The sequence below is a fragment of the Paenibacillus sp. D51F genome (genome assembly GCF_053345695.1).
Genome location: NZ_JBKFAO010000001.1, coordinates 667,553 through 683,519 on the forward strand (window position 1 = coordinate 667,553; position 15,967 = coordinate 683,519).

The 15,967-nt window shown below is 44.0% G+C and carries 8 protein-coding genes; 2 read left to right on the forward strand and 6 right to left on the reverse strand.

Features of this window, described 5'->3' with window-relative positions:
• Positions 1–3: 3 nt before the first annotated feature.
• Together ACLBWT_RS03165 and ACLBWT_RS03170 are read left to right on the forward strand one after the other, a co-directional pair.
• Complete coding sequence (locus ACLBWT_RS03165) at positions 4–1,131, forward strand: tyrosine-type recombinase/integrase (RefSeq protein ID WP_201318272.1); 1,128 nt, start codon at positions 4–6, stop codon at positions 1,129–1,131.
• Positions 1,128–2,069 carry a tyrosine-type recombinase/integrase gene (locus ACLBWT_RS03170; RefSeq protein ID WP_201318271.1) on the forward strand — a complete coding sequence of 314 codons (942 nt, stop codon included), beginning with the start codon at positions 1,128–1,130 and terminating at the stop codon, positions 2,067–2,069. The genes ACLBWT_RS03165 and ACLBWT_RS03170 overlap by 4 nt, the downstream gene beginning before the upstream one ends.
• A gap of 364 nt (positions 2,070–2,433) precedes the next feature.
• On the opposite strand, the gene ACLBWT_RS03175 is transcribed toward ACLBWT_RS03170, so the two are convergent.
• The 6 genes from ACLBWT_RS03175 to ACLBWT_RS03200 form a co-directional block, all read right to left on the reverse strand.
• Positions 2,434–3,720, reverse strand: coding sequence for an McrC family protein (locus ACLBWT_RS03175; RefSeq protein ID WP_023554867.1), 1,287 nt, complete (start codon positions 3,718–3,720; stop codon positions 2,434–2,436).
• Entirely contained in the window at positions 3,720–6,080 is a 2,361-nt protein-coding gene (locus ACLBWT_RS03180) for an AAA family ATPase (RefSeq protein ID WP_212949685.1), read from the reverse strand. The genes ACLBWT_RS03175 and ACLBWT_RS03180 overlap by 1 nt, the downstream gene beginning before the upstream one ends.
• Before the next feature lie 154 nt (positions 6,081–6,234).
• Positions 6,235–6,771 carry an HD domain-containing protein gene (locus ACLBWT_RS03185; RefSeq protein WP_028537358.1) on the reverse strand — a complete coding sequence of 179 codons (537 nt, stop codon included), beginning with the start codon at positions 6,769–6,771 and terminating at the stop codon, positions 6,235–6,237.
• Between the two features lie 39 nt (positions 6,772–6,810).
• Positions 6,811–9,351 (reverse strand): DEAD/DEAH box helicase, encoded by a 2,541-nt coding sequence (locus ACLBWT_RS03190; RefSeq protein WP_447661689.1) that lies wholly within the window; start codon positions 9,349–9,351, stop codon positions 6,811–6,813.
• Between the two features lie 224 nt (positions 9,352–9,575).
• Positions 9,576–12,260 (reverse strand): DEAD/DEAH box helicase, encoded by a 2,685-nt coding sequence (locus tag ACLBWT_RS03195; protein WP_447661612.1) that lies wholly within the window; start codon positions 12,258–12,260, stop codon positions 9,576–9,578.
• A 460-nt stretch (positions 12,261–12,720) separates the two neighbouring features.
• Positions 12,721–15,930: a DEAD/DEAH box helicase gene (locus ACLBWT_RS03200; protein WP_447661613.1), complete on the reverse strand. Its 3,210-nt coding sequence runs from the start codon at positions 15,928–15,930 to the stop codon at positions 12,721–12,723.
• Positions 15,931–15,967: the final 37 nt, after the last annotated feature.

A 15,967-nucleotide genomic window follows, 5' to 3' on the forward strand; every position in this document is an offset into this window, starting at 1 on the left:
CCCATGCCTAAAGTAATCAACGATACAAAGTATACCGAACTTAAAGAACAACTGAATCAGCTGTTATGTCTTTATGGTCCAGAGAAAATGCGGCAAGTTATGGAAACCTTGCCTGTCCAGACACAGACAAAACCTAATATGCCCCCGGCAGTGCGGAACGTTTCATTTCTCGAAGCCGTTGATGCTTTCTATCAAAGCAGCAAGTTTTCTGGACTTAGCCGGACCACGCAAACAACGTATCGGTCAGAGATGAAACTTTTCCAGCAACATGTGAAGGAAAAGTTTGGCGACGATCCGCAGTTTGAAAAGGTATCAAACGGCGAATTCTTGTCCGACTATATTAAGCTTAATGAGGATCCTAATACAAAAGCCAAGAAGTCTTCCTTTCTTCGAACCTTCATAAAGACCACATACAAAATATTCTTTGGTCATCAGGATCTCGGGGACTTGAAGACTATACTACGCGTTCGATGGTCAAACGATGACGCACCAAGAGCCTTTACTAAAGTGCAGATCGCGGAAATCTTGCAGATCGCTCAATCTCGTAACCACGATAGCCTTTACACTGCAATTATCTGGACTTTCCTTGGGAGTGGAATTCGCATAAACGAGCTCTGCCATCTAAGGATCGGTGATATCACTCCTGATACTCAAACAATCAAGGTAACACCCAAAGGGGCTGAGAATACCAAGAAAGTCCGAAAAATCAACGAGCTCGCCTTAATGATGCTCACAGATTTTATAGAGAAAAAATACAGTCGCGCTCGCGAGGTGATGCCAGATTCCGATTATCAAAGGCTCTATATCTTTTCAAGCACTGCCGGGGATAAACCCATCACATCTAGAGCCATTCAGCAATTTATGAAACGTATTATTCGCGAGTCTCGGTCGATAAAAGAGGAAGACAAAGATCGTTTAGGTCCTCACTCTTTTCGTCATTCTTTTGCCGTTCAAGGCCTTGAAGCAGGGATCGATATATACACCCTCTCAAAACTTCTAGGTCACGAGTCGATCGACAGCACGATGAAGTACTTGCGGCTTTTCGATGATCAACTTCGTGACGCCATTAACAAACACCCATTTGCCCAAGAGATTATTCAAAAAATTAGAGAAAGGTTGGAGAACAAATGAAACGTTTGTTATTGGATTCCCCTTACTATGCCAACTGGAAAAAACATACCCATCTCAAGGATTCTGCAATTTACGCTTATAGTCGCCAATTCATGAAATTTGAACAATATCTGAGCTTAGACTTTGAGGGAGAGCTGGATTTCGATAAATTTTATTATGATACTGAATCCGAGACTTATCGCCCGATCGATACTGAATGTATTGACGGTTATATCCAGTTTCTCAAGAAGAGGTTTCAGGCAAGCAAGAATACTATCTTCAATAACATTGTTTACCTGAAACATTTTTTCACGTTACTTCACGGTCTTGGGATGATTAAACAAAACCCCATGAAGAATTTTCCGAATCCGTATTATGAACGCCGAATAATAGATCGTTCCCTCTCCATTGGTGAATGTCAACGATTATTTCAAGCAGCGCTTAAAGCCGATCCATTTGTCCGGAAGTTCTACATCCTCATATTGCTAATGTCAACGACCGCTCTTCGAAACAGGGAGATTATACAGCTAACGTACGAACAGATTGATTTTGAGCGCAAGGTTATTCTGGTTAACAAAGGGCAGAAAACCTCCTCCGAAGTCGTTTATATGCCCGATTCCCTCGTTGTTGAGTTGGAGCGTTATTTGCATCATCCGGTTGTAGAAGAATGGCGGAATTCCGGACATTCCGAGGTTTTCTTTGAAAACAATCGACCACTAACAAAAGCAGCATTAAACCGAATCATCAAGAATCTTTGCCTAGAGGCCGGTATACAAAAGACAGTCACTGCCCATAGTTTTCGACATACAACGGCATACTTGATGCAGAGCAGCGGGATTGACATTATCGCTATAAAACGACAACTACGCCATAAGCAGCTGTCGACAACTTTGCGATATGTTCCTCCAGTTGACGCTGCCAAGCTGTTGAACGACGCGTGCTCAACTCTAATTGAATAACAACAAAAAGAACCCGAAGAAAGCAAAGAAAACATGCTTCATTCGGGTTCATTATTTGAACAATTATAGTACACAAGGACAGACTACTCCCGTGTTGTAATTAATCACCATAAAGGGAATTGGATACCGAAAGCACCTGGCTCGAGGAAATGGTATCAATTAACTGTCCCGCGAGGACATGATTTGGGCCAGAGGATGGCCACTCATTAGGCTTCCGTTGGGAACAGAAGCGATAGAAGGAACAAATTTATTATATAGTGGATGTGCTTTGAAATCAATAATAGCAAAGGTCACTGTTGCTCGGCTAGTTCTCGTATCTCATAAGGACTAGCCTCTTCCGGAACTTTCATTTCATGCTCCCTTCTTAACTCTCAAAAAAATGGCATATTAACTTTATGAACTCTTTTTGTATTTGATCCAGGTCTTCGGAAGCAATGTCAATATGAAGAGCTGATATCCGGATCTCCTGATTTCCGTTATGTATCAAATAGGTTGCTAGCGGATTCTGGAAATATTTATTCGCACGGAAAACTGGGTATACCAGAAACAACCGATTGCATTGATAACGGACTGCGTAGGCCAACATTTGGTAAACATCCGACTCCGAAAGTCGAGTATTCTCTTCAGAAATGGGATTTTTATATTTCGCATCTACAATCATTTCGATTGGCGTGTCTGATCCTGCTCGGCTGCATGCGATAGTAATATCGGGTCTGAGCAGAAAAACCTCTTTTTCAGCATCCAAGTAACGTTGTGGCGTCTGATAACGGACCACCCAATCATCCGAAGATAACCCTTTATCCAACCATTGATATAACGAGAACTCAAATAATTGATTCAATGGGATCAAAAAGGTAAAGGTACGCTCGTCGCCCGCATGGACCCCAGGTTGACGGTTAAGGTAAAACATCTTAGCGAGTTCAAACACCGGCCGATAGTCTTCGTTTAACCGATTGAATCGTACTCTTTGGAACATCGATTCGGTAAGCCGGATGGGACAGATATCCTCTAAAAGCAAAAGCGCATGGCTCAAACTAGTTTTGTTTTCCTCGTTTTTCGTCAATGTTCTAAGTGAAATCATTGTGGCTTTAATGATTTGGTTAAGCAGATTGTCTTCCGTGAATTCCTGATAACTAACATAATGCTTATGCTTAAATCCCCCATTCCTGAGCAACTGCCGCTGAAAAAGGATCCTTCCTCTAATGAAGGCCAGGTTGCCCTCAAAATCTTCATATTGACGATGAATTTGCTTCTGAAAGAGTTCCAAGAACCTCTTAATGAAAATGTGAATGAAAATCTCCAGCAAATCTCCGTTCATAGCCGCTATAAGTTGAGGTTCCGGAATATCTTTGACTGAAAGGAACCCGCTAGATGCCAGCAAACGGAACAGCATCCGAACGGACGAACGTTTTTCCTCTTCGAAGTCTTCAGCGGATGCCGCATCTTCATAAAGTTTGGGCAGAATCTGTAGCTGCAAGGAAGGAGTGGCGATAAATCCAACATACTTCCTTAGCAGCACTCGGTTATCTACACTGAAGCTAATATTTTGCCTTCCCCAAATGGACTCCAACGAAGATAATTCCATCCTATGTTCATTCGAGATTGGTTCCAACGAATACCTGTCTTCAAAGACGGTGATGAGTTTCGGCATCAGTCTTCTATTCCTTTATAGAGGGTCAACAAGGCCTTCTCGAAGTCGGAAACCGTATCTTTATCGGAAGGCTGCGTGCTTAAGAACCGCATGCTTCCGGATTTCTCGAAGAACTTGGTTCCAACAACCGACTGAATAGCAGCGACATCGTTGTAGAAGTATTCAGCGATTAATGGCAAAATTTTATAATACCAGCTCTTAAAAAGATCATCGATCGTTAAAACATCCATCAAATAGGCGTGGCCGATCCGATGGTCTCGATCCAGCTTCTCCGATATTTTTTCGTTAAGGCTGCGCAAAAGACTTGCAAGTTCCACCGAGCCCACTTTTGCTGTATTTTGTTCGAAAACCGCATAATCTGGTTCCATTTCCGCGAATACGAACCGTCTTCTTAGCGCGGTATCCAGCATCGCGATCGATCGATCGGAAGTATTCATCGTACCGATAATATACAGGTTCCTAGGCAACGAGAAAGGCTTTTTGGAATAGGGCAAGATCGTGCTGACCGTTTGCCTTTTGTCCTTTTCAATCAATGTTATCAGTTCGCCAAAGATTTTAGAGATGTTACCTCGGTTGATTTCATCGATGATCAAATAGTATGGTTTTTGCTGATGCTGCTGTGTCTTAACCGTTTTATTTATATCGTTGGAAATACCGATCAATTTCTGAACGTCGGACATGTGAATTCGGGGAAGCTCGTAAATCGTTTTGAGAGTAAGACTTACTCCGCCGTTCATATCGTAAATATCCGCGGGGTCCGTAAATTCTTTCAACCACGCAACCGGCCGGACATGTGGCGCCACATGTCCCTTTCTGTAAGCATAATCCCCTGTTATCACACCAATATCCCGAATCGTCCGAGGGCCATCATAGACAAATACGATATCACCTCGTTCCATTTGGTTAATGAGAGTATCTAGCGTATTGGCATCCATTGTAGGCTTTTGAGCCCCATCATCCCGCTCATTCTCAAGCAAGGAATAAATTTCGTCATATGATTTGTCTGTAAGGTCGATGTGATCGAGAAAATCGACCGCTATTTGTTTGCCCGCTTTACATTGGTTGTAAATGTGATCGCTGTTGCGGCGGCCGAGCGATACTTTCCAGACCCGGGATCCCGAATGTATGAACTCGGCTCCCGAAATACCGGAGGACTCAGATTCCGCTTTGATAATTTGTGCTGACGCGTCTTCCACCATCTTTTTCAGAACGCCAGGCTCCACGCGGTACCGAATCTCACCACCTGCTTCGTCTTGCTTCATGTCTTCTTCCAATTGGGGGCGAATACCCTCAATAAATTCCTCATACGAGTAGGACTGGTGGAAAGTGATGAAACGTACCCGTTCTTCCCGTTCAACTTGGACGAACGGGATATATCTTTTACTGAATGTATACTCAAACGCTTCAATGATGTTCTTCGTAGCGAACGTCTTCCCTGTTCCCGGCGGTCCGTATAAAATCAAATTGGGGTTGAAATCCAGCAACTCAGCATACGCACGGTATTGTTCAAACAATTCCGGCGCGTCCTCGACATCCGAAGATTCTAACGCATGCGTGATTGGCGTTTTCCCATCAGTTCCAACTTCCATATTCGGTTTGCTGATCGGTGTCTTGCGGCGGCCAACCAAGACGTTGTCATAAAGGCGAATAGGATTATCCACTACAAAATAACCTTGCTTTTCCAATTCATTCAGGACGCTTTTCAAATAGTTACGTTTAATCGGCGCTTCCTCTTCGGCAAATTCAAGCAACTGTAGCAATGTATACCGTTCATTGACGGAATTTTTGTCCTCGTACAGTTTCTGCAAACTGGCATAAGGTTGGGATTGTCCATTCTTCCATTCCAATATCCCGACTATTCTTGATGTTACGAGATTGTCGATTACAACCATGATGTCGTTTTCTGCAACTGGCGGGAGTTGAGAACTTAGTGTGACGTAATAACGACGAACCGATGTAAAAGAAAGCTGATCCCAGTTTTCCATGGGAAACGCCGAGGTTGTCTCAATGGGAAAGAAACCGTGACCTGGAGTAGCTTTGTTAATTTTATTAAGCAAGTTGAGATCCAAATTGAAATATGGACTTTTAATAAATTGCACGACGGGTACAGGATGCGGAAACCGCTTGATTTCTTCGAAAAAAACAACACCTGTATCCGACGGATTAATAGGATTTACCTTATGCCCATATTCCCTCACTTTCCATAACGCAATTACGTTGGCATTGGTCACCACAAACACGAAATCCCCCGGTTCGATCCCTCCGTACCAGGTACTCTCCTTGGCGCCGGCGGCGTAATACTTCTCTTGGATTTGATGCGGTCTTCTACTGTCAAACTTGCCGAAATATACTTTGCTCATATTGGATCTCCTCGATTTCATTTATTGAAATGATGATAAATCTCATGCGGATATAAGTTCAATAGCTGCATCAGCGCTGTGCAGAAGCCGATCAGGATGATTGGCCCTTCACTATTCGACTGAAACTCGATCCCGCGTTCCACCAAATAGTTAGCTAGACGATCGAAGTCTGCCTCATATTTCGGGACTCTTCAAGCAACTTAAACCGTGATTTGTACCCGAGGCCTTCCACCAGCCCCTTATAGTACCATTCCTGACTATCACGTCCTCGTTTGAAACGAGACCATGCCTCCTCACCGTACTGCTTCAAGTCCCTCTTAATCGAACGAATATTGTGTAGTTTGTCTGCACAGGACGTCTGCCGAATAGCAACGGTTGCATGTTTAAGTTCATCGAGCGTATGCTGCTTTCTTTCCTCCCATGATGCACCTTTGTCCGGTTCTGAGCAGCCTTTTACGATTTCCAATACTTTAGGACCGAAGAAGGCCAGTAAATCCTCCTCCGTTGTATCGGTATCTTCCAACGTGTCATGCAAAATTCCAGCCGCGACAACTTCCTCCGAACAACCTGCCCGCTGCAAAATCATGCCCACAGCATAAGGATGACTAATGTATGGTATCTCTGTGCCTTTTCGGCGCTGTTCCCGATGTGCAACGGCAGCAAACTCAATTGCCTTATCGATTAAAGTCATAGACACGGTTTCCTCCCTTCAATTTCAAAGATCAGTTTCTCATGAATGGTTGCAAACCGAATATTTTTGCAGGTGATTAAGAACCAGCAAAGCCCCAGCCTTATGCAGCGGCTCATTCTGCTTCTCACAATGAAACAGCTGAATGCAGGATGGGCAGCCGTCCGAACAACCACAGCTGCTAATGATCTGTTGGGCTTTCTCCAAGAGAACCCCGAATTTTTCCGCAACGACCTCGACTATACCTGAACCTCCCCCTGCTTGGCTGTCGTAGAAGAACATTCCGGGCATTCCAAACAATGCTGAGCCAGAATAAAAAGAGGTGTGCTGAAAATCAGCCATACTGCACCTTACAACGGCCGGTATCGCCGAAGCTATGGCATGTTCAACCGCATGAAGGCTTCCCTCAGCCATGGTCTCCAAGTCAATGGTATCGCGATCCAGTACATCATTGAGCAGACCTTTAAGTTCATCCCTTCCTTGGTGATCCCACATCAGCCAAAACGCCTCGGTTTGGAAACTGACAGGATATGTGTTTGTCAATTGCACGGTTTCGGGAGGCGTTGCGCCGTGATTGTAGATTTTTTTGTAGCCAAATGTGCTTCGTTTTACGATGATGTTTCCAAGATTGGATTTGATCGCCGCGTCACTTCTCAGTGGATTGGTTATGTCATGGATTTCAATGCTATCGCGAACAATTCCGCGGGTATGATAATCCGTTCTTACCGGCTCCACAACCACTTTGCGTTGCTTACCGTTGACCCACTTGACCTTATAGAAGGTACGATTGTCAGGTCCCAGAAATACTGCATCCACGTGATAATCTCTTATTAAGGAACGCTCATCTACACTTTGAAACAAGATGTCCTCATTCCAGCCGTTCTTGGTTACAACCGTATAAGTAGCCCCCATTGTAAACAAAGTTTGATATCTTGGCGTTTCACCATGATAGAGGAGTTTTCCTTCGATCTGCTGCCACTGGTCGCTTGCTTCCGCAACCACCTTGCGAAGCGCCGAAGAGCGAACATAATTCATAGCATTGGTCAACGTTCCTCCCAGTTCGTGAGCTGCGTATGCGAGATGCTCCTTTAATAGCTTGGGATTCGTTGTATTAATCGCTGCTGATTCAGGCGGGAGCTTAAAGAATTCTTCAGGATTGTGGGCAAAGTATTGCTGCAATGGCTCTTCCTGAAGCATCATAATCACCACACCGTCTCTGCTGCGTCCCACTCGTCCAGCCTGCTGCCAAAAAGAAGCCTGGGAGCCAGGGTATCCGAGTAAGATACATACATCCAGACACTTCACATCAATCCCGACCTCTAGGGCGCTAGTAGTGACCACTCCAAGGATCTCCCCTTGCTCAAGTTTTTGTATGGTTCGTTCTTTAACTTCTTGCGTGAGGTATGCATGGTACGGCAGAAAAAATTCATGTGGTTCGTCTGCCGAAAGCCCGCCATGATCATGAAGGTGGCTGCGCAGTATCATGTTTATTTCACGACTTAAAAGCTGGGCTTGCTGGCGGTTGCTTGTGAAAATGATACTTCTCGGCCATCTTCCATCCTTGTAGATCGTGCGCAGAATCTCATAGAGATCGGAAACAACGGCCCTTTTCTTTTGCTCATCGTCTGATAAGCCCGGATTCCACATCAAAATCGCTTTCTTCTTTACTGGCGCTTGTACTCCCGATATTTCATGAAATCCTTTCATTCCACGCATTCCTGTTAATTCTTCAGCTAGATACTTTGGATTAGCAATGGTAGCCGAGCAGGCAATAAACTGGACGTTCTTATTCCCCAACCTGTCACATAACATTCTTAATCTGCGAAGGACCAAAGAAACCTTTGAACCTAACAAGCCTGAGTATTGATGAAGCTCATCAATAACAACAAACCGAAGATTCTGCAGAAAGCGCAACAGCCCAGGGCCTTTCCCCTTAGGTGAACTTGCACTTTGAAGAATTAAGTGCAGGTAGTGAACGTTGGTCAGCCAATAGCGCCCCTCAGAGAACACGAAGCTAGACGCCTGATCTTTTCTCATATGCTCCGGAACGTTCCGCTGCCCATGAAGAAGTCCAACAGATATTTGTTGTCCATTCACAGTGAATCGCGAAAATCCATTAAGCGAAATTTTATTTCCCTGCTCTTCTATCTCATCGGCCCATTCTTTCAAATGGGTAAACTGGTCTTCGACCAATGCTTTGAACGGAGCCAAATATAGCGCACACGCATCCGGATCAGCAACCAATTTTTCCATAATGGGTACATTGTAAGCCAATGATTTTCCCGATGCGGTTTTCGTACAGAGAACGACATTGCGTCCTTCCCGGATGTTCTGTATGGCTTCTCCTTGGTGCTGATACAGCTTATTGATCCCCAGTGAAAGAAGCTTCCGTTGCAGCCAACTGGGCATAAAGATTTGTTCAGCATAAGCGCCTTGATTGGCGTCAATTTGATGTACATGTACGTCGCTTCGGATACGATTACCGACTTCAAGCAAGTTCTGGACGAGCATATCACTATCGAATACTTGTTGCACGGGAAGTCTTCGGTCTGAGATCATTTCCATTTCTTCCGCTGTCAACATCCCGTCCAAGATTGAACATCCATCATGCGTACAATAAACGCCAGCTTGTTTGTTTATATAGGACTCCATATCGGGTTCAATTGAGCGCCACTCCGAAATTCGAATCCCGTTTGCCCGTTGATGGATATGACGGTAATAACCTTTCGGATCTGCTTTATAACCGATTTGGACAAAGTCTCCATATGGCCGATGGCCCCCACAAGAAGAGCAGATTACAGGCATTCTTAATCGTTCCCCTCAATCAGTATCTTCAGCAGCATTTTGGCTCCAGGTTTGAACAATTCAATATTTCCTTTACCAGGGAGCTGGACGCAACTAGGACATCCTTCAGAACAAGGGCAGCTCTCAATAAGCTCAAGCGCTTTTCGTAGCACATGAGGGAGATTATCGTAAATCGCCTCGATAGTTCCGAGACCGGAGCCGTTCTCGCCATAGAAGCCGATTACAGGTCTATTCGCAAAAGCCGTCATCCCGCTCGCCGAAAAACCTGTAAAATCATTCGCGTCGCAAATAATGAGGTCAGGAATAACGGAAGTCATAGCGTGACCTGCAGCGTGAAGAGAGCCTTCGGCCAACAGATCAACGGGTCTGCCTTCATCTACCCATTCCTGGATGTTATTCCTCAAGTGACCCCATTGGGAATCCGTTAATGTAACCCACATTCCTTCGGGTGTAAATCGGGTGACGGACGGATGATCCAATTGAACCTGCTCCGAATCATGCTTCTGTCCGAAGTAAACTTTTTTATAACCGAAAACGCTCCGCTTGATCTCCAGTTCACCATAGGCCATATCGATTCCTTCGATATTTTGCTTCTGGTAAGTCTGCATAATGTCGATGGCATCACGATAAGTAGATTGGGTGTAATAAGTTAGTTCTTGAATAGGCAATAGAATGATTTCGCCTTTTCTGCGATTGATAGAGTCTACTCGATAGCCTTTTTCTCCAGGAGTCCAATAGATCGCGCCTTCATGAAAGTCACGAAGAGCACTCCATTCATCCAGACCGTCAACGATCGTTTGATCCTGCCCCCGAATGGTGACGCTGTAGTTTTGCCCGGAGATGGATCGAAGGCTAAACTTTTTATCAACGACTTCCTCTTGATTCGCTGATGCGGCAACCTGTAGAACAGTCTCGATATAGTCTTCAACTAATCCGGGGAACATGTTCTGCAAGTCTTCCTTCGTGACTTCTCTCCCGAGCTCTTCTCTCAGTAGGGGAATATGCAAAGCCAACAACTTGTAATTTGTTGGATTAATTCGAACGACTTCCGGAGCCTTGTGAATAAACTCCAGTGGGTTTCGCATGTAATACTGCTGAAGCGGTTCGTCCTGCAGGATCAAGACAGCGACTCCCTCGCCTTTGCGGCCTACGCGCCCAATCTGTTGGGAGAATGCCGCTTTCGATCCGGGATAACCAACAAGAACGGCGAGACTCAGATCACCGATATCAATCCCGACTTCAAGGGCATTGGTCGTAATAATGACATGAATATCGTGGGACTTGAGCCGCTCAATAATTCGTTTCCGGGTATCATTCGGTAGGATTCCAGTATAAAAAGCCGCGAGTTTCTCTCCGTCCACTTTCTCCTTAGGTAGTCGGAGAGGCTGGCGCAATACGTCTTTGATATAACGGGTAAATACCATCGTCTGGCTCCGAGAAGGCTGAAAAATGATGCTCTTAATCACCTTCTGATCCACAGTCATAATTTGTTTCGCCATCGTAATCGCATCGGTAGAAGGCGCGCGGCGGACTTGTTCGTCTGCAGACATGCCAGGATTCCAGAGGACGATTCCCTTCTTCTGATGGGCGGAACCATCTGTATTGATGAGGGTAAAGCCACTTAGCCCCGTAAGATCCTCTGCTAATCTAGCAGGGTTCTCAATCGTTGCTGAGCTCGTGATAATCTGGATATTGTGTGCATTACCAAGCTCTCGGCAAACCTTAAGCAGGCGTCTGAGTACTAATGCGACATGACTTCCGAATGTACCGCGGTACATATGCATCTCATCAAGCACAATAAATTTAAGATTCCGCATATAATTTCGAATGTGGTGCGCGGTCGCATACTTCATCTTTTGAACTTGCCCGAGAATGGAGTAATGAATCATATCCGGATTCGTCATCCATATCTGTGCCTTCTCCATGATTCGCTGCCGCGGCCCATTCTCGGTATCCCCATCAAGCCGACCAATATGAATCAGACGATCTCCCAAATGCAACTGGGTCTCAAACCACTCATCCAGGGAAGAAGGATTCTCCGTCAGTTGCAAGCCAAAACGCCTAATTTGATCCAACTGATCATTTGCTAGCGCTTTTGTTGGAAATATGTATAATGCACGTTCTTCGGGATGGTTATATAAACGACTCAGAATCGGCAGGTTATAGGACAACGTCTTTCCGGATGATGTTGAAGTGACCAAGACAACATTAGAACCAGAATGGACTGCATCGGCCGTTTCTGCTTGGTGTGAATATAACTGCTTAATTCCCATTCGATGCAAGGCGTCCTTAATGGGCTCCGGTGTAGATTCAGGAATATCTGCAAAAGTTGCTTCTTTGGCAGGAAGTGTATGTACATAAATCTCAGCGGCCTCTTCCTCGGCCAACTTCTTCAGCTTATCCAGTACATCTTCTGATGAAAATTCATGACTTACGACGCCAGGAATTCGGTTATCCTCACATAGTGCAAATTCTTCTTTCTCTAGAGGAACGATAGCAAAACAAGACGGACAGTAAATTCCTTCTGCGAATCCTCGGAGGTTTTCAATTACGGGAGTCCAGTCTGAGCATTTAATCCCGGTTGGCGAATATTCAAGTAATCGTTGCTCCCCAACTTGGCTAATCTTATTGGAAATTTGAATTGCCTTTAGCATAATGTTGCATTCCGAGCATTTCAGAAATGCCATACCTGATCCCTCCATCGATAATATCTGCTGATCTTATTTAAACATAATGATTAGACAATAGGTTGTCATCGAATATACGTTCCTGTAGAATAAAACCCCTTTATTGATAATTCGACAATTTAGGCATTAAGTCCTGTGAAAATACGAAAAAACCCAAACAAAGCAATAAATAACCGCTTTGTTTGGGCGTTTTGTAATAAAAAAAAGCGTTTAAAGTAACGGGTGAGAACATTGGATCATTCCAGTTCCTTGCAAGTTGACAGGTGTAATGATGTTCTAAACAACGAAATTTGAAACTGGGGTTTGATCGCCTTATCCGCCTCATCGTACTCATATAATGCATCTTCCAACTCAATATAGAACACGGTTCTCTTTATATCATTCAACAAATAGTTCAAGATCGCTCATTATTGACGATCAAAATACAGGTCGGTATGCACGTTTTTTACTGCGAAGGTGGCTATACAAGAACACGTCGAGCCAATTTTTGCTCGTCCACCACAACCTTACCTTGAACATAGTAAACGTACGTGTACTCCGCAATGTCCGCAAAATCTTCAAGGTGTTCCTCTAACGGAAAGAAGTCTAGATTGTCCGTCAAAATAATGAAGCGCGGCTCACCGTTAAAACGTTCACTATAGAAATCCACCCTCGCTAGTGGATCGAACATTTTCACGTTGCTCCGGCCATGTTGGCGTTCGTAGGCTTCTACAAACTCTTTGTAGTCCACAGATAAAAACCTCTCCGGAACACCTTTTGGAACTATTTCCAGTTGCATGATTCGTTTTGGTGGTTTCATGGTAATGTTTTTTTGTCGTTCAACCTGTGTTAGACGGGTTTCTTTACGTAATTCGATATCAATTAAACTTGCATCCAATTGATTGATTAATGCACTGTTACGATTATCATGATTATCGCGTTCGTAATCAGCTCTGCGGTCCATCAGCTCATGTATTTGCTTCGTAAAGGTTTGATCGAGATACTGAAGAACACGGTTTAAATATTGATGACGTTTCTCTTTGACCCGATCCCTAATCGTAATTGCTTGCTGGATCGCCGCTGTTCGAATCGATTTATCATCTAGAACTTCCAAAACGATTGGTTCACCATTTAATTGTTGCTGAAATAACCAATAATTATCGAGTCTTAATACCGATCCATCTTCTCTTCTGGCGATGCAGATCACTTCACCATCTAATTCTTTACCTGTTCCATCAACAACATTGACCAAATAAACATCAACTGTCATCGGCTCTCGAATCGGATACGATACCATAAATCTTTGAATGGTTAATTTGTCCTGATCTTTCTGGGCAAGCAACATGCTCAATCGAAATAACGGATGATCGTCAGACAGCAACATGACATTTTCAACACAATATTCAGAAAACGGTGTGAATCGGATTGCCTCGTTCATTTGACTATAGGGCAGATTGTGCATTCTGCACAGATCTCTGATATATTTTGGCATTCGATCAATTCGCTTTACTTTCTCCTGTTGGGATGAATACACACGAATGTTATTTCTGGCCAGCACCTGTTCGGCAAATTCAGCATAACTACGATGAGACAGCTTCGATACAGCGATGTCATGTTGTTCACGCCTCATCTTCGGCAAATCGAATGCATCTTCAGTCAATCGCTCCTGTTGGACAAATTCGAGCAATCTTCGGTGTTCTTCCGATATCGACCGTTCCATGGATGCGATTATGTCATCTAAATTTTCACGTTCTAGAATTGCAGCTTGCATGAGTGAAGGAAGATCGTGATCCTCACCGTTAAATATCTCACCAATAAAATCGTAAACTAGATCCGATCCAAGATCATTACGCATCTGATCCATCTTGTCGAGCAGACGAATCATGACATCGCCTTCCCGAGTATTGGATGCCACCAAATTAAATACAGCTACATCATTTTTTTGGCCGATACGATGGATTCTACCCATTCGTTGCTCTAATCGATTCGGATTCCAGGGGACGTCGTAATTAATCATCTGATTACAAAATTGGAGATTGATCGATTCGCCGCCGGCATCCGTGGCAATCATAACTTGACATTCGTTGCGGAATAACTCCACTTGCTTTCTTCGCTCATCCATGGAGAACTTTCCAACAATTTTTGCTACCTTAGGCAATCGTTCGAGTAATCTTTTCTCCAAATACTCCAACGTATCTGCAGATTCTGTAAACAGAAGTAGTTTCTCTCCTTGATTAAGGAGTCCATTTAAACCAAACAATGTCTTTTCCAGCTCATCATACTTTCGTTCGATCGCATTCGTTTTCAAAAAAGCGGTCTGCTTAATCAATCGTGACAACTGATCAATTTCAATTTGGAGTTCTTCCGGATCTACTTGATCTACAGCTAATTCGAGCTGTTGCTCTATCTTTTCTTGCAAATCTAGTGCCTCATCTGCATATTCATCTATATTAATGGCTTTCGCTTTTTCGATGTACTGTTTGCGCTCTTTTATCGTAATTTCTAGTAAGCGCTGTAACCGTTTCCTACGCCGACGTAACGATAAATCAATTGCAGCAATCGACGAGCTCAATCGCCGTTGAAGCAGCATCATAGCGAACGCTGTACTATTACTTCCGGAATTAATAGCCCGATTAAAATAATGTCGTACGTAATTTGTTACGTCCTCATATAGCTGCAGCTCTGGCATAGAGAGTTCATATTGAACCGTTTTCACTGTGCGTTTCGGAAAAAGCGGTGTGCCGTCAAAATTTTTAATATTCTCCTTCAATCTTCGAATAATAAACGGGTTCGCTTTCTCTCTCAATGTTTCACTGACAGATAGACTCGAGAAAATATCTCCATCAACTAATCTCATTAAGTGACGGAAGTTTTCCATATCCCCTTTATGCGGAGTAGCAGTAAGTAAAACACAGTGATCGCTGCGCCGCAGCAACAATTCGCCAAGTTGATAGAGTTTCGTTTTGGACGTCTTTTTATTGATCGTACCGTGGGTATATGCGGCCATTTTATGGGCTTCGTCTACGATAACAAGGTCAAAATCGACTTCACTAAGCATGGTTTTCACTTCTTCCCGCGCCGCCCAGTATATGGAGGCAAGGCATAAGTCATGCTTTAGAAAGGGATTCTCTGACCCATACTGTCTAACGGTCGAACGATTGATAATATAAAACTGTTCCCCAAACTTCTCGCTTAGTTCCTCTTGCCATTGCTTTAATACAAGCGGCGGGACAAGGATCAGAACCCTTTGGATACGGTCACGTGCCATTAACTCTTTGATAAGCATGCCGGACATGATCGTCTTGCCCGCCCCTGGATCATCCGCTAATAAAAATCGAATTTGTGGTGTTTGAAGCATCCGGCTATACACAGCTTCGATTTGATGAGGGAGCGGGATCAATTTGTTGTTCCCCAAGGCCCGCTTAGAGGAAAACTTTGTATCCATTGAGAAGACAAAGTACTGTAGATATTGTTGTAACTCTTGCGCGTCTATTATTTCTGACGTAACAGACTCATTAATTCGTTTAAAGCTCTCCAAATCGGTCAGTTCGACCATCAATTCGTAATATTGATTCGATTCTCGGCCAATAGCTGAAATATTAACAAAATACTCGTCTATCAGTTCAATGCTGTTAATCTCCACCGTTTCTGGGAACTGGGGAGCACGTACAATATCGCCTTTGACTAGCATGATGATCACCTACTTTGCAAAAAGACTCTGCCGCGGC